Consider the following 17,358-nt stretch of genomic DNA (forward strand, 5'->3'; position numbering starts at 1 on the left):
TTCGGGATCGCTCAGTCTGACAAAAGCATAAAAAATCCGTTCTCATCCGCGTTTTCACGAAGTGAATCCGTAAAATCCGTGTTCCAACAAGCAATTGCTATTCTTTTAATATTGTCGTAATTTTGACAACTTTAAAATTAGACCATTGAATTCAGCACCCATTATTACCGATACACACACACACTTATATTCTGAAGAATTTGATCAGGATCGTGACGAAATGATTCAACGCGCCATTGATGCTGGAGTTACACGCTTTTTTATTCCTGCCATCGATGCTGCCGTGACACAGTCAATGTACGATTTAGAGAAAAACTATCCCGATAATATTTTCCTAATGATGGGTTTGCATCCTACTTATGTAAAAGATAATTACCTGGAAGAATTAGCACATGTAGAAACGGAATTATCAAAACGAAAATTCTACGCAGTAGGCGAAATAGGAATCGATTTGTATTGGGATAAAACGCATTTAAAAGAACAGCAAATAGCTTTTAGAAGACAAATTCAGCTGGCAAAACAATACAAATTACCCATCGTAATTCATTGCCGCGAAGCCTTTGATGAAATCTTTGAAATTTTAGAAGAAGAAAAATCTGAAGATTTATTTGGGATTTTTCATTGTTTTTCAGGAACTTTAGAACAAGCACAGCAGGCAATTTCTTATAAAATGAAATTAGGAATTGGAGGCGTGGTAACTTTTAAGAACGGAAAAATTGACCAGTTTTTAAATCAAATCGATTTAAAACACATTGTATTGGAGACAGATTCGCCTTATTTGGCGCCAATTCCGTACAGAGGGAAAAGAAATGAGAGCAGTTATTTAGTCAATGTAATTTCGAAGCTGGCAGACTTATATGATGTGTCTGAAGAAGAGATTGCAGCAATAACAACTCAAAATTCAAAAGACGTTTTTGGGATTTAACCCAAGCCTTACAAAACTTTGATTTTTTTTTTGTTCTTTTGCCCACTTAAAACCAATATAAATAATGCAGAAATTTGATGCCATTCGACCGTTTTATGATTCCGAAATAAATGAAGCACTTCATGATGTTGTAAATCACCCAATGATGAAAACCATGATGAACTTTACTTTTCCGGAAGTTGAAGATGAAGTTTGGAAAGAGCAATTAAAGAAAACGCATTCTATTCGTGATTTTCAATGCAATTTTATTTATAATACCATACAAAAGGTTTTAGAGAAAAGTTCTGAAGGGTTAACAACTTCAGGTTTTGAGAAACTGGAACCAAATACTTCTTATTTGTTTATCTCAAATCACAGAGATATTCTTTTAGATACCACTTTGCTGAATGTTTGTTTGTTTGAACATGGTTTGGTAATGACAGCTTCTGCAATTGGAGACAATTTGGTTAAAAAAGCTTTCTTGGCAACTTTAGCAAAATTAAACAGAAACTTTTTGGTTTTAAGAGGATTAACGCCTCGTGAAATGCTGCAAAGTTCTAAACTGCTTGCCGAATATATGGGGCAGTTATTGCTTCGCGAAAATCGTTCGGTTTGGATTGCACAAAGAGAAGGAAGAACAAAAGATGGAAATGACGAAACCAATCCGGGCGTTTTAAAAATGATTGGAATGGGTTCTGACGAAGAAAACTTAATGGATTATTTTAAGAAATTAAGGATCGTTCCGGTTTCTATTTCTTATGAATATGATCCTACTGATGTTTTAAAAATGCCGCAATTAATGGCAGAATCAAAAAACGAAGTCTACGTTAAAGATAAAAACGAAGATTTCATGACCATTTTAAGTGGTATCATGGGAACTAAAAAAAGAATACATATTTCTGTTGGCGATGTTTTAGATACTGAAATTGATAAAATTGTTGCCGAAAATGACAACGTTAACAAACAAGTTCAGGCTTTGGCACAAGTTATTGATGATACGATCTTAACAAATTATCAATTATGGCCTACTAATTTTATTGCTTACGATATTTTAAACGAAACAACAAGATTCGCTCATTTGTATAAAGAAAGTGAAAAATCACTTTTTGAGCGTCGTTTAGAAATGCGTATCGGCAGCGATAATCCTGTTACAAGACAAGGATTTTTGGCAATGTATGCTAATCCGGTTGTCAATAAATTAAAATACCAAGATGTCATCTAAAGCAAAAATACTTTTGATTTATACCGGAGGAACTATCGGTATGAGCAAAGACTTTGAAACCGGAGCGCTTAAAGCATTCAACTTTAGTAAACTAATACAGAAGATTCCTGAAATCAAACAATTAGATTGTGAAATCGAATCGGTTTCTTTTGAAAATCCTATAGATTCATCGAACATGAATCCGAAAATGTGGACAAAAATTGCCACAATTATCGAGGAAAATTACGCTGCTTATGACGGATTTGTGGTGCTGCACGGTTCAGATACCATGTCATATTCGGCTTCGGCATTAAGTTTTATGCTGGAGAATTTGGCAAAACCAGTTGTTTTTACAGGATCGCAGTTACCAATTGGAGATTTGCGTACCGATGCCAAAGAAAACCTTATTACAGCAATTCAAATCGCTTCATTGCAGGAAAACGGAAAACCTGTTATCAATGAAGTTTCTTTGTATTTTGAATATAAATTATATCGCGGAAATAGAACTTCAAAAGTAAACGCTGAACATTTTAGAGCTTTTACTGCACCAAATTATCCTGAATTGGTAGAATCTGGTGTACATTTAAAATTGAATTCGCATTTATTTCTTCCGGTAAAAGAAGGTGCAGATTTAATTGTTCATAAAAACTTAGACAATCACGTAGCGATTATAAAAATGTTTCCGGGAATGAGCGAAGTAGTTTTGGCTTCGATACTGGCTACTCCTGGTTTACGAGGAATTGTCTTAGAAACTTACGGTTCAGGAAATGCCCCAACCGAAGAATGGTTTTTAAATTTAATTGAAAAAGCAATCAATTCTGGAATGCACATTGTAAACGTAACGCAATGTTCTGGCGGAAGCGTAAACATGGGACAATACGAAACCAGTACAGCCTTAAAATCTCTTGGCGTTATTTCGGGAAAAGATATTACTACAGAAGCCGCAATTACAAAATTAATGTATTTACTGGGTCATAATATTCCACAAAATGAATTTAAAGACGTTTTTGAAACTGCTTTACGCGGTGAGATTTCGTTATAAATAAAATTCCAATATTTTAAATTCCAAATTCCAAAACGCATAACAAGTATAGTTTGTCATTTCGAGGAACGAGAAATCGTACAAGCAGCTCCGTTCCTAATGGTGCTAATCTTTGTCGAATTTCTAGTGCGATTTCTCGTTCCTCGAAATGACAAGATTACCGACAATTGGAATTTGGAATTTTTTTATTGGAATTTATTAAAATTTAGAATTTTCATAAGGAACAGGACAAGTTTCCAATTCTTCAGAAGTTTTATGTTTTTTGTAATACACATAAACAATCACAGAAAGAATACAAATTATTCCCTGAATCGCAACCGTATGTCTGGTTCCGATAATGTGTGAAACGTACCCGATAATTAAACTTCCCACAGGAATCATTCCCTGATAAGCCATTAAATAGTAACTAATACTTCTTGATCGCATATTTACCGCACTTTGTGTCTGTACATAAATGTTTATAGATGAAGTTTGTGCCATCATTCCCACACCGCTCAAGGCCATGCAAATAAGCGCCACAGTCAAACTATTTGAATACGCGAGTATAATGATGCTAAAACCCAATAATAAGCTCGCAGCGATCATTATTTTACTCATGTAGTCTGATTTTTTAAGATTTGCCAAATAAATTGCAGATAAAATTGAACCAATTCCGGCGGCGCTTTCAAACCAGCTGAAAGTTTGTGCGTTTCCACTAAAAATATCTTTGGCAAAAACCGGCATCAGTGTATTAAAAGAAATTACAAATAAACTGCTGCACATTAACATCAAAAGCATTTTGGCCATTTCGGCTTCTTTTTTTACGTAATCAAAACCTTCAATGAAATCTTCTAACATTTTAAATTTATCTACCGCTTTGATGTGTGGCATAATTTTCATCATTAAAAGCGAAATTAAAACCGGAATATAGCTAAGGAAATTTCCAATAAAACAAATATCTTCACCATAATTGTGCAGAATAATTCCGGCCAGTGCAGGACCCGCAATTCTGGCAAAATTATTTAAAGTTGAATTTAGTGCAACAGCGTTTGGCAGATCTTCTTTATTGTCAACAATATCAATCATCATCGTTTGTCTGCAGGTCATATCAAAAGCATTTATAATTCCCTGAATTAAGCTTAAAGCCAAAATAAAGTTGATGTTATAGATTTTAAAATAAATTAAAATTGCCAAAGCTCCTGCCTGCATCATTGCCATAGACTGCAATAAAAGCATTGCTTTGTGTCTGTCGTAACGTCCAATAATACTTCCGGCTAACGGTGCCAAAAATAAAGACGGAATCATGCTTAAAAAAGTAGCCAGTCCTAATAAAAATACAGATCCGGTTATGCTGTAAACCATCCAGCTTATGGCAGTTTTCTGCATCCAGGTCCCAATAACTGAAACGGATTGCCCGTAAAAGAATAACTTGAAGTTTTTTGATTTTAACGCTTTAAACATGATCTTAAATATTTAATACAAAGGTCGGGATTATGATTTCATTAGAAAAATTAATAATTTTACTGATAATAAGTATTAAAACTTATCAATATGGAAATTTACCAACTCGAATACTTTATTAAAACGGCTGAGGTGCTGCATTTTACAAAGGCTGCAGAATTGTGTTTTGTAACGCAGTCCGGGCTTTCGCAGCAAATAAAAAAACTGGAAGAAGAACTCGGCCTGCCTTTGTTTAAAAGAATTGGAAAGAAAGTACAGCTTACAGAAGCAGGATCGGTTTTTTTAATTCACGCTAAAAAAGTGGTAGAAAATGTAGAAAATGGAAAACAGGCCATTGAAGATTTAAACGAAATGATTGGCGGTGAACTGCGAATTGGTGTAACTTATATTTTTGGTTTATTGATTCTTCCTATCGTCAATACATTTGCTAAAAAATACCAGAACCTGAAAATTGTTGTTGAATATGGAACTACAGAAGCTTTAGAACAAAAGCTTCTGGATAATCAATTAGATGTTGTTTTGGTTATTTCATCGCACGAAATTGAACCGCCAATTCAAAAAGTGCCTTTGTTTACTTCTTACATGGTTTTGGCGGTTTCCAAAAACCACGCTTTAGCAGATTTAGATAAAATAGCTTTTAAGAAAATAGAAAACATCCCGTTAGTATTGCCCGGAAAAGGATCAAATTCCAGGGAATTTGTAGAAGAGTTATTCCAGAAGTTTAATATGAAGCCTAAAATCTCAATAGAGCTGCATTCTATACACGCATTATTACAAATGGTAGAGAACAGTGACTGGGCGACGATCGTGGCTGAAAAGGCGTTAAAAGGCTGGGATCAGCTCAAGGCGATACAAATTACAGGTGTTGCAACCAAAAGAGAATCTTTTATGTTAACGATTGGAGGTTATCAAAAAAAAGCCGTAAAATTATTTATGGAAGAATTTAGTAAAAGCATTTAAAAGTAATCTTAGATTTTACTTTTTAAACTCGATTTTTTTTGTGTTCTTTGCAGACCAATAATAGAAAGGTGTCCGAGTGGTTTAAGGAGCTAGCCTGGAAAGCTAGTATATGGGTAACTGTATCGAGGGTTCGAATCCCTTCCTTTCTGCTAAAAAATCTCAAAATAGTTTCAAAACCCTAAAAATCATAAGATTTCTAGGGTTTTTTGCTTTTTCAGACTTATTCATTAAACCGTATCTTAAGGAGATAAAAGCGCAATTCTGTAAAAAATCAAAAATTAGGATAAAGTTTTATATCATTTATTTGAAAATGCAAACTGTTAAGTAAAAAAATGTAATTATTGATTTAGGTCAATCTTTGTAAAACTTTTGCTAATGTATTTATTGCTTTTTCAGTTTTATGATTCCATAGGGGACAATAATTTATTCTTATGTAATGATGAAAAAAATCAGAAGTTGAAAATATATGTCCGGGGCATATGCCTACTCCTTTATTTAATGCTTCTTTTTGTAAAGCATAAGCATCTATTTTTGGTGGAAGTTCTATCCAGATACTTAAACCGCCTTGTGGGATTGCAAGTTTTGTTCCTGCAGGAAATATCTCAGAAATTGTACTTAGATATTTTAGCATTTGCGATTGAAGTGCATTTCGCATTTTTCGGATATGTTTATTGTATTGCCCGCTTTCTAAATATTTTCCAATTGCAGCCTGAAGCACACTGTTTGTTGACATATTGGAACCATATTTTAATTTTTCAATTGCATGATGGTATTTCCCTCCTGACACCCAGCCTATTCTAAAACCGGGAGCTAATGTTTTTGAAAAAGATGAGCAGTATAATACATTATTATATTTGTCGTAAGCTTTGGCAGGAAAAACTGCTGAATGAAAACTTAATTCTCCTAAGGCATCATCTTCAATAAGCGGAATGTCTAACCCGCCCAATAAATTGACTAACTCTATTTTGTTAGCCTCAGGCATTTTGCACCCAACAGGATTGTGGCAATTGGGCATGAAAATACAGGCAGCAACTTTGTTTTTTTTGAGACCTTCTTTGAGATCATCTAAACATAATCCTGTTTCTGGGTTTACACCTATTTCCAAAGCCTGTAACCCTCTTTGTTCGAGGCTTTGCAATATCCCATGATAGGTAGGAGATTCAATAGCTACAATGTCACCCGGTTTGGTAATTGCATCTAGACAAAGGTTTATCGCTTCCATGCAGCCATTCGTTACAAGAATTTTGTCCTGGCTGATGCTGTTGGGCCAGTCAAATGTTTTTAAAGCTAACTGTTTAATTAATGCTGGATGTCCATCTACAAGATGATATTGATAATTATCGTTGCTAATTTCATAAAGGGATGAAGTTACATACTTGTTCAGTTTTGTAATAGGTAAGTGTTCATTTACCGGAGCTAAGATTGAGAAATTTACAATTTCTTTTTCTTTTGCCTTTTTCATCATTACTGCTGACATTGCAGTAATGTCAACTATTGTAGGTAACGTTAAATCATTTTTTTTAAGGGAAATGATTGCAGATTTTGGAGACATGCTGATAAAATAGCCGGATTTAGGTTTTGAATAAATAATTCCCTTAGCTTCCAAGATTGCATATGCCTGGAAAACGGTATTTACACTAACATGGAATTCTGTACTAATTTTTCTAACCGATGCAATTTTGTCGCCCGGCTGCAATTGCAATTGTTTTATAGAACTCTCAATTTTAGCGGCAGTCTCTTCATATAAAAAGAGCTTCTCTTTTGTTTCCATGATATTTTAGATATAAAACAATATTGTGCTCTCAAGTATAATTTAATCAGTTGATTATATGATTAAGGGCTATACAAAGAAAGCAATTTTAATTCCTTTAAAGAACAAACTGATACTCTTTTTTTTATCAAATCTGAATCTGTTTTTAGATTGAGATTTATTTGAACTTTGTACAAGCTTAAAAACCAGCTGTCAAAATAAATAACAACAAAATATTTATTGAATATGAGTCAAATTGAGAACAAACAGAAAATTTTCATTACAGGAGCAACAGGATATATTGGTGGTACTTTTCTTCACTTAATGCTTTCACGTGATTATTTAAAGAGCTTTAATATTTCAGCACTTGTTCGTAATGAAGAAGATACAGTAAAATTAGAAAAACTCGGCATAGAGCCAATTTTTGGTACTTTGAATGATTTGCAGATCATATCCACAGAATCCCAAAAGGCAGATATTGTATTTAATACAGCTAATTGCGACCATTTGCTAAGTGTAGAAGCTATTATTCAAGGACTTGAAGAACGTGCAAAACAAACAGGACAGCGTCCAATTCTTATTCACACTTCAGGCGCAGGTGTTTTATCTGAAAACTCTAATGGAGAAGGTCGTCCTCTTTTAGAAGATCTGGCAGCAGTTGTCTGGGATGATGCTGATTTTGAAGCCCACGAATCTATTCCGGGTTATGCACCACATCGTTTTGTAGATGTTGAAGTTTTTGCAGCAGCAAAAAAAGGGCTCTTGAAAACCTATCTGATGGTTCCTCCAACTGTTTTTGGAAAAGGACTTGGCGCATTTGCAGAAAACCGTATGTCTATTCAAATACCCCGGCTGGTATATCAGTCTTTGGTAAGCCGCAAAGTGATGTATGTAGGTGAAGGTAAAAATCAATGGACAAATGTTCATGTAGCTGATTTGGCTGAACTATATCTTTTAGTAATGGATTCTGCTCTTAAAGATACCGCACCTGAAGGATTGAAAGGTATCTACTATCCGGCAAGTGAATATTTTGTTTGGTCAGATGCAGCTCATCGAATTGCTGAAATATTGTATTCAAAAAAGCTTATAACAAGTCCTGTAGCTGTAACTGGCTTACAAAAAGGCTGGTTTTGGGGCAGTAACGTAAGAATGAAAAGCACAAACGGAGCTTTGCTTGGCTGGGAGCCAAAACATGGAGGTACTCAGGAAATGCTGGAAAATGTGGAATGGGATGCAGAACTGATGCTTAAGTTCTTATGGACAAATCGTTGAAACTATTGAAATAAATTAAGTATTAACAAATAATAACAATTCTAAAATTTAATTAAAATGGAAAAAGGAATGATTAAACTAATCGCGTATTACAAAAACCTTGATGGAAAAAAATTCAACTTGGATTACTATCAAAACAGTCATTTACCAATGATTAAAAGGTTAACAGGGGATGCATTGAAACATGTTGCGGTAGACAAAGGCGTTGCAGGCGGAGAACCAGGTTCAAAACCATTCTACCATATTGTTGCACACCTATACTTTGACAGTATGGAGACTTTTGAAAATTCGTTGGTGCCGCATTTTGCCGAAATTATGAGTGATGTGCCTAACTATACAGATATTGAACCAGTCTTTCAGATTAGTGAAGTAGTAGAATAATTAATTTTTTAAAATAAAAATGGAAGAAAATTTAAAAACAATGAAAGCCTGGCAATTACATGCTTTTGGCTTGGAGAATCTCACATTAGATAATGTTGATATACCGGCACCAAAACACAATGAAATCCTAATAAAGGTTGGTGCAGTTTCTTTAAATTTCAGAGATAAAGCAATTGTTGACGGGATTTATACACCAGATAAAATACAATTTCCAGTAATTCCTGTTTCTGATACTTCAGGAACTGTTGTTGCTATTGGTTCAGGTGTTAATCGTTTTAAAATTGGAGACAGAGTTACATCGCATCTCTATTCTCATTGGATCGACGGAAAACCGGCCGACAATGAACAAGAGTTTTCTTTAGGTTCTCCTTTGTCTGGAGGGCTGGCTGAATACATGATATTAGAAGAAGGCTCTACTGTCTTTTCGCCTTCCTCATTAAATGATGAAGAAGCTTCTACTTTACCTATAGCAGCCTTAACGCCTTGGTATTCTATGGTAACATGTGGAAATTTGAAAACAGGGGAAACCGTTGTACTGCAAGGTACCGGCGGAGTGTCTATTTTTGGTTTGCAAATAGCACATGCTTTAGGGGCAAAAACAATTTTAACAACAAGTGATGATGAGAAGGGGCAAAAAGCGAAAGATTTGGGAGCAGATGAAATTGTTAATTACAAGCAAACTCCTGATTGGGCAACAGAGGTATTAAACCTAACGAATGGAATTGGTGCAGACCAAATATTGGATATTGCAGGAGGCGAAGGTTTAAATGATTCTGTTAGGGCTGCCAAAGTCGGAGGGCAAGTATCTGTAATTGGTTTTTTACAAGGGCAAAATACGAATCTTGACTTGATGAATGTAATATTTAAAAGAACAAGAGTTCAAGGGATAGCGGTTGGTCATTTAAAAGCATTTGAAGAAATGAATAAGGCTTTTGATAAATACAATATCAAACCAGTTATCGAAAAAATTTATTCATTTGAGGAGGCTATAGAGGCATATCAACATTTAGCTAAAGGAGCATTTGGCAAAATTGTGATTAAGATTAGTTAAAATGTGACCTTGAAAGTGTCCAAATAAAAACAGAAAACCTGCAAATTTACAACTTGCAGGTTTTCTGTTTTTATTTGATTAACATTTCTCTTTCCTTGCAGCGTAAATCCTTTGCATTGTAATATTTGGTATACCATTTTGTTTTTTCGGCTGCAGTGTACAATGTCATTTCATCAGTATTAATATTCTCAATGATGCCTTTATTTAACCAATGATAGTGATCTATTAATCGAATGGCTTCAATTGCAAATACGGTTACAATATCTTTATCTCTAAATTCAATTAAATTATCTCCATTTTTTTGTTCAGGATTAAAAGCCAGATTACTGCTTCCGCAATAAACAACAGGATCATCTCCTTTAAAATCAACTACTATAAACTTGTGGTGTATAACATGCCCTAAACCGGGAACCCCAATGATATCTTTAAATGGCTTTTTTAATTTGGTATTAATATCTAAGGCAGATATTTTAACGGCAGTTTTTCTATTGGGTTTATATAATTTTAAATTGTCTTTTTTATCGGTAATTCCAAAAGTATATATGTTTTCAGATTCAACTTGTGTTTTAAGCGCATCCAAAATTTTACTGTTACTGTCGTCAATCATTACAGCAAACAAAACATCACTTTTGGCATTTAGTATTTTAGAACTAATATCTTCAAATAAATTTTCTACAAAGCTTTTTGGGTGCGGAGCAAATGTAATAATCGTGTTTGTTACGCCATTTTTATCAAAGCTAAAACTAGTATTGGCATGAGAGCTTGTATTAAAAACATCCATTTTTGCTTTACCAAATGAAGCATCAAAAACATCTGCATACACTTTAGAAATATCTTCATCGTTAAATATAACAACATGATTTGCATTTATATACAAGCCATTTGTGGTAAAATTGGTTGATCCCGTTAAGGTTTTTAATGCTTTTGCATTGGTATTATTTTCTCTTTGAATAAATATTTTTGAATGCGCCTGACTATCAAAACACCCTCTTTCAATTTGATTTGTATTTAAAGCTTTTTCTCTAAATGCTTTATCAAATTTCATCTCAAAAGAACCTGCTTTTTTATGATTTGGATAATCGTCCAGTATGATTCTAACCCTGCCTTGTTCTGCTAGTTGTATTATTTTTTCTGCTATTATCGGCTCATTCAAATCGTATGCAAACACATCCAGTTTTAATGCATTATTATTTATAACTTCATTTAAAAAGTCGGTTACCCGGTCTCTTGCCTGCCACCCTAAATATTGATGAATTTCTTCATAAGTAAATTCTTTCTCTACACCATTAAGTGTTCTTGAACCGGCTGCTTTTGAAATATCAAAAGTTAAATCGGTCTTATTTGGTCTTAAGTTTAATTTATTTCCAAAATGATATCCAAAGGCTTGTGAAGAGATAAATGCCCTGGTAAAACCAAGTTCAACTTTGCCGCTTTTAAATGAATCAACATTAATAGTAACTTCAACGGTCAAGTTGGGATCAGGAGCTAATAGAGTATTATTTTTTACATATCTGGGTGTTACCTGATAAGTATATTCGCCAAAATAAGGATTTTCAATGTAGTGTACAGTCGATGGAACATGAACCCATCTAAATTTTTGAATAGGAGAGAATTCGCTGCTTAATACATTGTCCCATTCTGCTAATTGTCTATGGAGAGTTACTGAACTATTAAATTTCATCTTATTGTAGATGTAAAATTTTCTATTATTATCAGTCAGGACTTTAATTGTAAAACCAACAAAGTTTTTTTTCATGCTGCTATTTAGGTCAAAAGCTAATAGGGTCATTGCATCGCCTTTGTATGCTCTGACAGAAACGCCATTTTTAGTCATAAATTTTTCCATGATAATATAGTTTGATGTTAGTAAGCTTTGTGAAATCTATTTAATTTATTAGGAATGTTATTTATTTAATATTCAGATAATTACGATATTTTTATTTGTAACAAGTTAAAAAATAAATAAAAAAAGGACAATGCGTATTTATACCTGTTTTATTGTCAATAGGAGAATCGCTTTAAATTATCAGATATTAAGTAATCAAGGAAGTATAAACTAAAAATGGAGACCTGTTAAAGTCTCCGTTTCTTATATAAAAATGCTCAAGGTTAGAAGTATTTGAGCGGTAATATTGATAGTAAGTATTATATTTTTACTATTTCTACCCGACGATTTTTTGCTTTGCCATTTTCACTGGCATTATCAGCAATAGGTTTTTCGGCACCCAATCCTTTTGTCTGTAATCTTGCAGTACTTATTCCTTTGGCAGTTAATGCCGTTTTTACAGCATTAGCCCTGTCTTCAGAAAGTTTTTTGTTGTGTAATGCAGCACCACTATTGTCGGTATGACCTTCAATAGCAATTTTCAGGCTGGCATTGCTGGTCAATAGTTTTTGTATTTCATCTATAATAGGCAGAGATTCAGGTTTGATTGTTGCTTTATCGGTATCAAAATTGATGTATAAAGCAATATGTCCTTTTGTATCCAGTTCTTTTTTCATTTCATCTGCTTTGATAAGAGAAGCTGTCATTTTAAAAGGTTTTGTTTCAAGAATCATCCAGCCGGCAGAAACGGCATCATCACCCGGAGTAAGCTGCACCCAAATATTTCTATCCGGACGGCGAATTAAATAAGTGGTAGTAATAGCATTTGCAATAAAGCCATAACCGTTTATGTATTTTATACGGTTATTTTCTGGAATCGCAGCAGACGAATCTGAAGGAGTTTTCATTTCAGATACTTTTACGCCATCAACACTTTTAATTAATTCGTCCAGATTTTTTGCTACTTCAAGATCACTATATGATTTTCCTTCTTTGGCAGTAATTCTGGCATAGAAAATTTTCCCTTCCGGTTTTTCAAAATGGTCTTTTACCCAGAAATAGGCAACGTCATAGTCTGTCGTGTTATTTTTAGGTGTTCCCTGATAATTCTCAGGCAGGTTAAAATATGGAAAAGTGCCAAGTGATTTGTTTGAAACAGGAATAGAATTAATATCGAATTTTTTGGCAGATACTGCTGTTTGAGGCTCCTGAGCTGTAGTTGATACCTGAGAAGAATCTATACTGTCTGGGGCTTCCTCGTTCTGTTTTTTGTTAGAATTGCATGCAAAAGCTATAGAGGCTATCACAACGCATAATGTTAAGGTTTTGATTTTCATATAGTTCTTTTTTTGATTATCAAAGATAACGAAGTGGAAAGTTTCCCACAAAAAAAATCTATTTTGAAATTATTATTTTTTCGATGTAATAGTTTAATATAGTGAAGATTAATTAATTCAAATAGATTATTTTCGGTACATTCTGTGGGATACTGAAATTTGTATATACTAGTATTTATGGGAGGTAAATGGGGTTCGAATTACATCCTCTCTGCAAAATTAAACCCGCAATTTCATTCTAAATAGAATAGCGGGCTTTATTTTTCAAAATTAGTTTATCAGATAAAAAAGGGTATAATTACGGGGTATTTTTTTAGGTTTTAGTTTTATATTGCATTGTTTTTCAGTGTTTTGTATTTGTTACTGCCAAGTCTTTATAGGCTTAAAAAGACAAAATTCTGTTCAAGCAAAAGGAAATTGTCTAACACTTTAAAATCTTTAACCCATGTTTTCAAATACAGGAAATGTTTCGTTTTGGCTTTATTTATTTTTTGTTTTTATAGGATTACTATCTCTTGTCATTTTATACAGATTGATTAAAAAAGCAGAGATAGCGCCGGAGAATCTGGATAAATTTATTGATTACTTTAAATGGGTAATCGTAACACTTGCAATAAGTACTGTTACGCTGGTAGTGAGTGATTTGTTTAAAGAAAGGGATCAGGATATTAAAGAACTCGAATATTTTGACAGGTATGTAAACGATGTTAAAAATGAAAAAGAACCGCTTGTAAGACTGCAGCTTGTTAAATACTTGTCAATAGTATCGCCAAGAGGCGAAATGAAAAAATCATGGACGAATTACTATATTGAAATAAAGAAAGAATATGATGATTATGTGAAGATTGAAAATGTAAAAATTGACACTTCTAAAAGCTATACTAAGGCCCAAATAAAGGAGATTGAAGAAAATCAAAAGAAAAAAGAATTATTTGAAACACCTTTGTCGAGTACAGAACCGGGAGTAGAATGGTTTATAGTTGCCGGAGGAGATTCTAAAATTGAGGATGCAAATTTTGAGCTTAAAAAAGCAATTAAAATAAATCCAAATTCTGCTATAATAAAAAAAGGCAATGTATTCAGAACGATTCTTATGGGATATACATCTAAAGCAGAGGCTATAAGCTTATTACAATTGGTTAGAAGGCAAGTAAATCAAACGGCCTATGTAGTAAAAAAATCAAGCTGGTGTAATTCTTATGAGCAGACTAAGGAATGTTTAGTGTGTAAATAAAAAACAGGGAATAGCAGATCTAAAAATGTCCTGAAAAAGTTTTACTTACTGCAGAAATAGAGAATTAACCCTGCAAAGCTGCTTTAACCTTTGGTAAAATACGCTCAACAAACATTGCATAAGCAGATTCTGAAGGATGTAATCCATCAGAAGCAACTAAACTAGTGTTGTATAATCCATTTCTGGTAATATCTGTAATGGAAACAAATGTTACGCCATTCATCATGCAGTAGTTTTCGGCAAAAGTGTTGTATTTGTTTATTTCTTCAGTGATTTTCATCCTTCCGTCGGTTCCAAACATCATTCCGAAAGAGGTGTAAGCATAATCTGGAATTGAGAGTACAATTACATTTTTTTTATCGCCTTTGGCCAGGGCAATTGCTTTTATAACTAATTCAGGAAACTCTTTTTCATAAATAGAAAAATCTCTGCCCTGATATTGATTGTTTACACCAATTAATAAAGTAACCAAATCATAATTTGATTCTGGATTTTGCTCTTTTATAGCTGTAAGTAAATTATTGGTAGTCCAGCCCGTTGCGGCAATTACGTTTAATGAAAAATTGGTTTCAGGATAAAGCGCTTTTAAGCTCGTTTTGAGCTGTTCTGGATATCTGCAGGTTTCGCAAACGCTTTGTCCAATAGTATAGCTGTCTCCTAAAGCCAGATAATTTATGGATTTAGAAATTGGAGTCGTCGGAATTTGTGTTGTTGAAGGTGGAGTTGTAGATCCTGGCGAAACAGGAGTTTCTGATGAAGATTCTTCGGAACTGCAGCTTAATAGAAATGCTGAAAAAATAACTGTAACTATTTGTTTGAATTGCGGTTTCATAATTTGTTTAAATTAATTGGGCTTGTTTAAACAAATAGTTACGTTAAATATGCTGTTTTGGTTTTTAAACCATTTCTGTTTTCATAAGAATTTCTTCTTCAATAGCATTCCAAAGTCCAATTCGTTTTTCTAAAGCAAGAATCGAAACTTCTTCAACTTCTTTCCACTTTTGAGCGTCATCTCCACATAAGTCCGTAATCATCTGCATTGCCATTGGTCCGTGTTCATCAGCATCAAGTTCAATGTGCCTTTCGAAATAATACAGCAATTTGCTTAAATCTGTATCGGGAAGATTTTTTTGAAAATTATTCAGGATTTCGGTAAACATACTCGGAATCAAATCTTCTCTCCCAAAGGTAAAAGCTGCAGCAATTTGATGTGGTTTTCCTTCTTCGATCACTCTAAAAGTAAAATCAAGAAAGGCTTTTATTTCAGGATGAAGCGAACTTTGTTTTATAGCAACAAAAATGTTGTGAAGCGAATTTACTTCGGCTAAAAATTTATTGATCTCTGTAGTATCTGCACCACAGTCTTCCATTGCTTCAAGATACATTTCATAATGACTTTGTCTTCTTCCGTCAATACTTAAATCAGTTTCTTCGGCTAGAACAATTTCATTTATTAAATATCTTGTTTCCGGGTTTTTAGTTGCAAACCAAGGTGTTGTAGTACAAGTAAGTTTGGCTTGTAAAGCTTTTAATAAAGACATAAAATCCCAAACAGCAAAAACGTGATTTTCCACAAAGCTGTGTAAGTCATCAATCGTTTGGATTTTGTTATATAAGGAATGTTTTAAAAGCTGTTCTTTTTGAGGTTGAATGCTATTGTTTATAGTTTCAATATTCATTTATGTAAATTTTGGGACAAATATAAAAAGCTTCTCGATTAGAAGAAGCTTTTTATATTGTTTTTATATATATTTTAATAGATGTTTATGATTTAAATGCTGGAATTCCAGTTACATCCATTCCGGTAATCAATAAATGAATATCATGAGTTCCTTCATAAGTTATAACACTTTCCAGGTTCATCATATGGCGCATAATGGAGTATTCTCCTGTAATTCCCATTCCGCCTAACATTTGTCTGGCTTCGCGGGCAATTTGAATTGCCATGTTGACATTATTACGTTTTGCCATCGAAATTTGAGCAGTTGTTGCTTTTCCTTCGTTTCTCAAAACACCTAAACGCCAGGTTAATAATTGTGCTTTTGTGATTTCGGTAATCATTTCGGCCAATTTTTTCTGCTGTAATTGAGTTCCTCCAATTGGTTTTCCAAATTGAATTCTCTCTTTAGCATAACGCAAAGCAGTATCGTAACAATCCATTGCAGCACCAATTGCTCCCCACGCAATTCCGTATCGTGCTGAGTCTAAACAGCCAAGCGGAGCTCCTAAACCAGATTTATTTGGTAACAGGTTTTCTTTTGGAACTTTTACATTATCAAAAATTAATTCTCCGGTTGAAGAGGCACGAAGCGACCATTTATTGTGGGTTTCAGGCGTTGTAAAACCTTCCATACCGCGTTCTACAATTAAACCGTGAATTCTTCCTTCTTCATTTTTTGCCCAAACAACAGCAATATCTGCAAAAGGAGCATTTGAAATCCACATTTTTGCACCATTTAAAAGGTAATGATCTCCCATATCTTTAAAATTGGTGATCATACTTCCCGGATCAGAACCATGATCTGGTTCTGTTAAACCAAAACATCCTATGTATTCACCAGTTGCTAATTTTGGCAAATACTTCATACGCTGTTCTTCGTTTCCGTATTTCCAAATTGGATACATTACTAATGAAGATTGTACTGATGAAGTTGATCTTACACCAGAGTCTCCTCTTTCAATTTCCTGCATAATTAAGCCATAAGAAATTTGGTCTAAACCGGCACCTCCGTATTCAACAGGAATATAAGGTCCGAATCCGCCAATTTCTCCAAGCCCTTTTATAATCTGCTTAGGAAATTCTGCTTTTTGAGCATATTCTTCAATAATAGGAGAAACTTCTCTTTTAACCCATGCACGTGCTGATTCTCGAACTAATTTATGTTCATCTGTTAACAAATCGTCAAGGTTGTAATAATCTGGAGCTTGAAATAAGTCTGGTTTCATTTTTGTATAGGATTT

Annotated in this window: 15 protein-coding genes and 1 tRNA gene; 9 read left to right on the forward strand and 7 right to left on the reverse strand. The window is 33.9% G+C overall.

Features of this window, described 5'->3' with window-relative positions; all coding sequences use genetic code 11:
- Positions 1-145: 145 nt before the first annotated feature.
- The 3 genes from AABD74_RS06190 (at position 146) to AABD74_RS06200 (ending at position 3,147) form a co-directional block, all read left to right on the forward strand.
- The gene (locus tag AABD74_RS06190) at positions 146-925 is read left to right on the forward strand and encodes a TatD family hydrolase (protein ID WP_406844992.1); all 780 of its coding nucleotides are present in this window, start codon (positions 146-148) and stop codon (positions 923-925) included.
- 64 nt (positions 926-989) lie between these two features.
- Positions 990-2,126, forward strand: coding sequence for a 1-acyl-sn-glycerol-3-phosphate acyltransferase (locus tag AABD74_RS06195; RefSeq protein WP_406844993.1), 1,137 nt, complete (start codon positions 990-992; stop codon positions 2,124-2,126).
- Entirely contained in the window at positions 2,116-3,147 is a 1,032-nt protein-coding gene (locus AABD74_RS06200) for an asparaginase (RefSeq protein ID WP_232677594.1), read from the forward strand. The genes AABD74_RS06195 and AABD74_RS06200 overlap by 11 nt, the downstream gene beginning before the upstream one ends.
- Positions 3,148-3,345: 198 nt before the next feature.
- Here AABD74_RS06200 and AABD74_RS06205 read toward each other — a convergent pair whose 3' ends face one another.
- Positions 3,346-4,587 carry an MFS transporter gene (locus AABD74_RS06205; RefSeq protein ID WP_406844994.1) on the reverse strand — a complete coding sequence of 414 codons (1,242 nt, stop codon included), beginning with the start codon at positions 4,585-4,587 and terminating at the stop codon, positions 3,346-3,348.
- 90 nt (positions 4,588-4,677) lie between these two features.
- Here AABD74_RS06205 and AABD74_RS06210 point away from each other — a divergent pair, with 90 nt between their 5' ends.
- Positions 4,678-5,547 (forward strand): LysR substrate-binding domain-containing protein, encoded by an 870-nt coding sequence (locus AABD74_RS06210; RefSeq protein ID WP_406844995.1) that lies wholly within the window; start codon positions 4,678-4,680, stop codon positions 5,545-5,547.
- A gap of 62 nt (positions 5,548-5,609) precedes the next feature.
- Positions 5,610-5,696 (forward strand) — tRNA-Ser (locus AABD74_RS06215).
- Positions 5,697-5,893: 197 nt separating this feature from the next.
- Here AABD74_RS06215 and AABD74_RS06220 read toward each other — a convergent pair.
- Positions 5,894-7,318, reverse strand: a complete 1,425-nt coding sequence (locus AABD74_RS06220; RefSeq protein ID WP_232677591.1) for a PLP-dependent aminotransferase family protein — start codon at positions 7,316-7,318, stop codon at positions 5,894-5,896.
- A 225-nt stretch (positions 7,319-7,543) separates the two neighbouring features.
- On the opposite strand from AABD74_RS06220, the gene AABD74_RS06225 reads away from it, so the two are divergent.
- Genes AABD74_RS06225 through AABD74_RS06235 form a run of 3 tightly spaced genes read left to right on the forward strand, consistent with a single transcriptional unit; the run spans position 7,544 to position 10,001 of the window.
- Entirely contained in the window at positions 7,544-8,569 is a 1,026-nt protein-coding gene (locus AABD74_RS06225; RefSeq protein WP_232677590.1) for an NAD-dependent epimerase/dehydratase family protein, read from the forward strand.
- A gap of 57 nt (positions 8,570-8,626) precedes the next feature.
- The gene (locus AABD74_RS06230) at positions 8,627-8,950 is read left to right on the forward strand and encodes an EthD family reductase (RefSeq protein ID WP_232677588.1); all 324 of its coding nucleotides are present in this window, start codon (positions 8,627-8,629) and stop codon (positions 8,948-8,950) included.
- Between the two features lie 19 nt (positions 8,951-8,969).
- On the forward strand, positions 8,970-10,001 hold the full coding sequence (locus AABD74_RS06235) for an NAD(P)-dependent alcohol dehydrogenase (protein WP_232677586.1): 1,032 nt from the start codon (positions 8,970-8,972) through the stop codon (positions 9,999-10,001).
- 70 nt (positions 10,002-10,071) lie between these two features.
- On the opposite strand, the gene AABD74_RS06240 is transcribed toward AABD74_RS06235, so the two are convergent.
- Both AABD74_RS06240 and AABD74_RS06245 read right to left on the reverse strand, forming a co-directional pair.
- Positions 10,072-11,847, reverse strand: a complete 1,776-nt coding sequence (locus tag AABD74_RS06240) for a phospholipase D-like domain-containing protein (RefSeq protein ID WP_406844996.1) — start codon at positions 11,845-11,847, stop codon at positions 10,072-10,074.
- Positions 11,848-12,146: 299 nt separating this feature from the next.
- On the reverse strand, positions 12,147-13,163 hold the full coding sequence (locus tag AABD74_RS06245; RefSeq protein ID WP_406844997.1) for an OmpA family protein: 1,017 nt from the start codon (positions 13,161-13,163) through the stop codon (positions 12,147-12,149).
- 445 nt (positions 13,164-13,608) lie between these two features.
- Here AABD74_RS06245 and AABD74_RS06250 point away from each other — a divergent pair, with 445 nt between their 5' ends.
- Positions 13,609-14,397, forward strand: coding sequence for an SPOR domain-containing protein (locus AABD74_RS06250; RefSeq protein ID WP_232677581.1), 789 nt, complete (start codon positions 13,609-13,611; stop codon positions 14,395-14,397).
- 64 nt (positions 14,398-14,461) lie between these two features.
- Here the strand turns inward: AABD74_RS06250 and AABD74_RS06255 are convergent, their stop codons facing one another.
- The 3 genes from AABD74_RS06255 to AABD74_RS06265 all read right to left on the reverse strand — a co-directional run bounded on the left by AABD74_RS06255 (position 14,462) and on the right by AABD74_RS06265 (position 17,343).
- A complete protein-coding gene (locus tag AABD74_RS06255) occupies positions 14,462-15,229 on the reverse strand; it encodes an SGNH/GDSL hydrolase family protein (RefSeq protein WP_406844998.1) in 768 nt (255 codons plus the stop codon).
- A 64-nt stretch (positions 15,230-15,293) separates the two neighbouring features.
- Positions 15,294-16,076 (reverse strand): DUF3050 domain-containing protein, encoded by a 783-nt coding sequence (locus AABD74_RS06260; RefSeq protein ID WP_232677579.1) that lies wholly within the window; start codon positions 16,074-16,076, stop codon positions 15,294-15,296.
- A gap of 85 nt (positions 16,077-16,161) precedes the next feature.
- Positions 16,162-17,343: an acyl-CoA dehydrogenase family protein gene (locus tag AABD74_RS06265; RefSeq protein ID WP_053471504.1), complete on the reverse strand. Its 1,182-nt coding sequence runs from the start codon at positions 17,341-17,343 to the stop codon at positions 16,162-16,164.
- Between the last annotated feature and the right edge of the window lie 15 nt (positions 17,344-17,358).

The organism is Flavobacterium soyae, assembly GCF_045348165.1.
In the GTDB taxonomy this organism is placed as follows: Bacteria; Bacteroidota; Bacteroidia; order Flavobacteriales; family Flavobacteriaceae; genus Flavobacterium; species Flavobacterium soyae.

Excerpts from the sequence above, each read along its gene's own strand:
- AABD74_RS06195 (WP_406844993.1), top strand. The coding sequence starts at position 990 with ATGCAGAAATTTGATGCCATTCGACCGTTTTATGATTCCGAAATAAAT.
- AABD74_RS06200 (WP_232677594.1), top strand. The coding sequence starts at position 2,116 with ATGTCATCTAAAGCAAAAATACTTTTGATTTATACCGGAGGAACTATC.
- AABD74_RS06205 (WP_406844994.1), bottom strand. The coding sequence starts at position 4,587 with ATGTTTAAAGCGTTAAAATCAAAAAACTTCAAGTTATTCTTTTACGGG.
- AABD74_RS06210 (WP_406844995.1), top strand. The coding sequence starts at position 4,678 with ATGGAAATTTACCAACTCGAATACTTTATTAAAACGGCTGAGGTGCTG.
- AABD74_RS06220 (WP_232677591.1), bottom strand. The coding sequence starts at position 7,318 with ATGGAAACAAAAGAGAAGCTCTTTTTATATGAAGAGACTGCCGCTAAA.
- AABD74_RS06225 (WP_232677590.1), top strand. The coding sequence starts at position 7,544 with ATGAGTCAAATTGAGAACAAACAGAAAATTTTCATTACAGGAGCAACA.
- AABD74_RS06230 (WP_232677588.1), top strand. The coding sequence starts at position 8,627 with ATGGAAAAAGGAATGATTAAACTAATCGCGTATTACAAAAACCTTGAT.
- AABD74_RS06235 (WP_232677586.1), top strand. The coding sequence starts at position 8,970 with ATGGAAGAAAATTTAAAAACAATGAAAGCCTGGCAATTACATGCTTTT.
- AABD74_RS06240 (WP_406844996.1), bottom strand. The coding sequence starts at position 11,847 with ATGGAAAAATTTATGACTAAAAATGGCGTTTCTGTCAGAGCATACAAA.
- AABD74_RS06245 (WP_406844997.1), bottom strand. The coding sequence starts at position 13,163 with ATGAAAATCAAAACCTTAACATTATGCGTTGTGATAGCCTCTATAGCT.
- AABD74_RS06250 (WP_232677581.1), top strand. The coding sequence starts at position 13,609 with ATGTTTTCAAATACAGGAAATGTTTCGTTTTGGCTTTATTTATTTTTT.
- AABD74_RS06255 (WP_406844998.1), bottom strand. The coding sequence starts at position 15,229 with ATGAAACCGCAATTCAAACAAATAGTTACAGTTATTTTTTCAGCATTT.
- AABD74_RS06260 (WP_232677579.1), bottom strand. The coding sequence starts at position 16,076 with ATGAATATTGAAACTATAAACAATAGCATTCAACCTCAAAAAGAACAG.
- AABD74_RS06265 (WP_053471504.1), bottom strand. The coding sequence starts at position 17,343 with ATGAAACCAGACTTATTTCAAGCTCCAGATTATTACAACCTTGACGAT.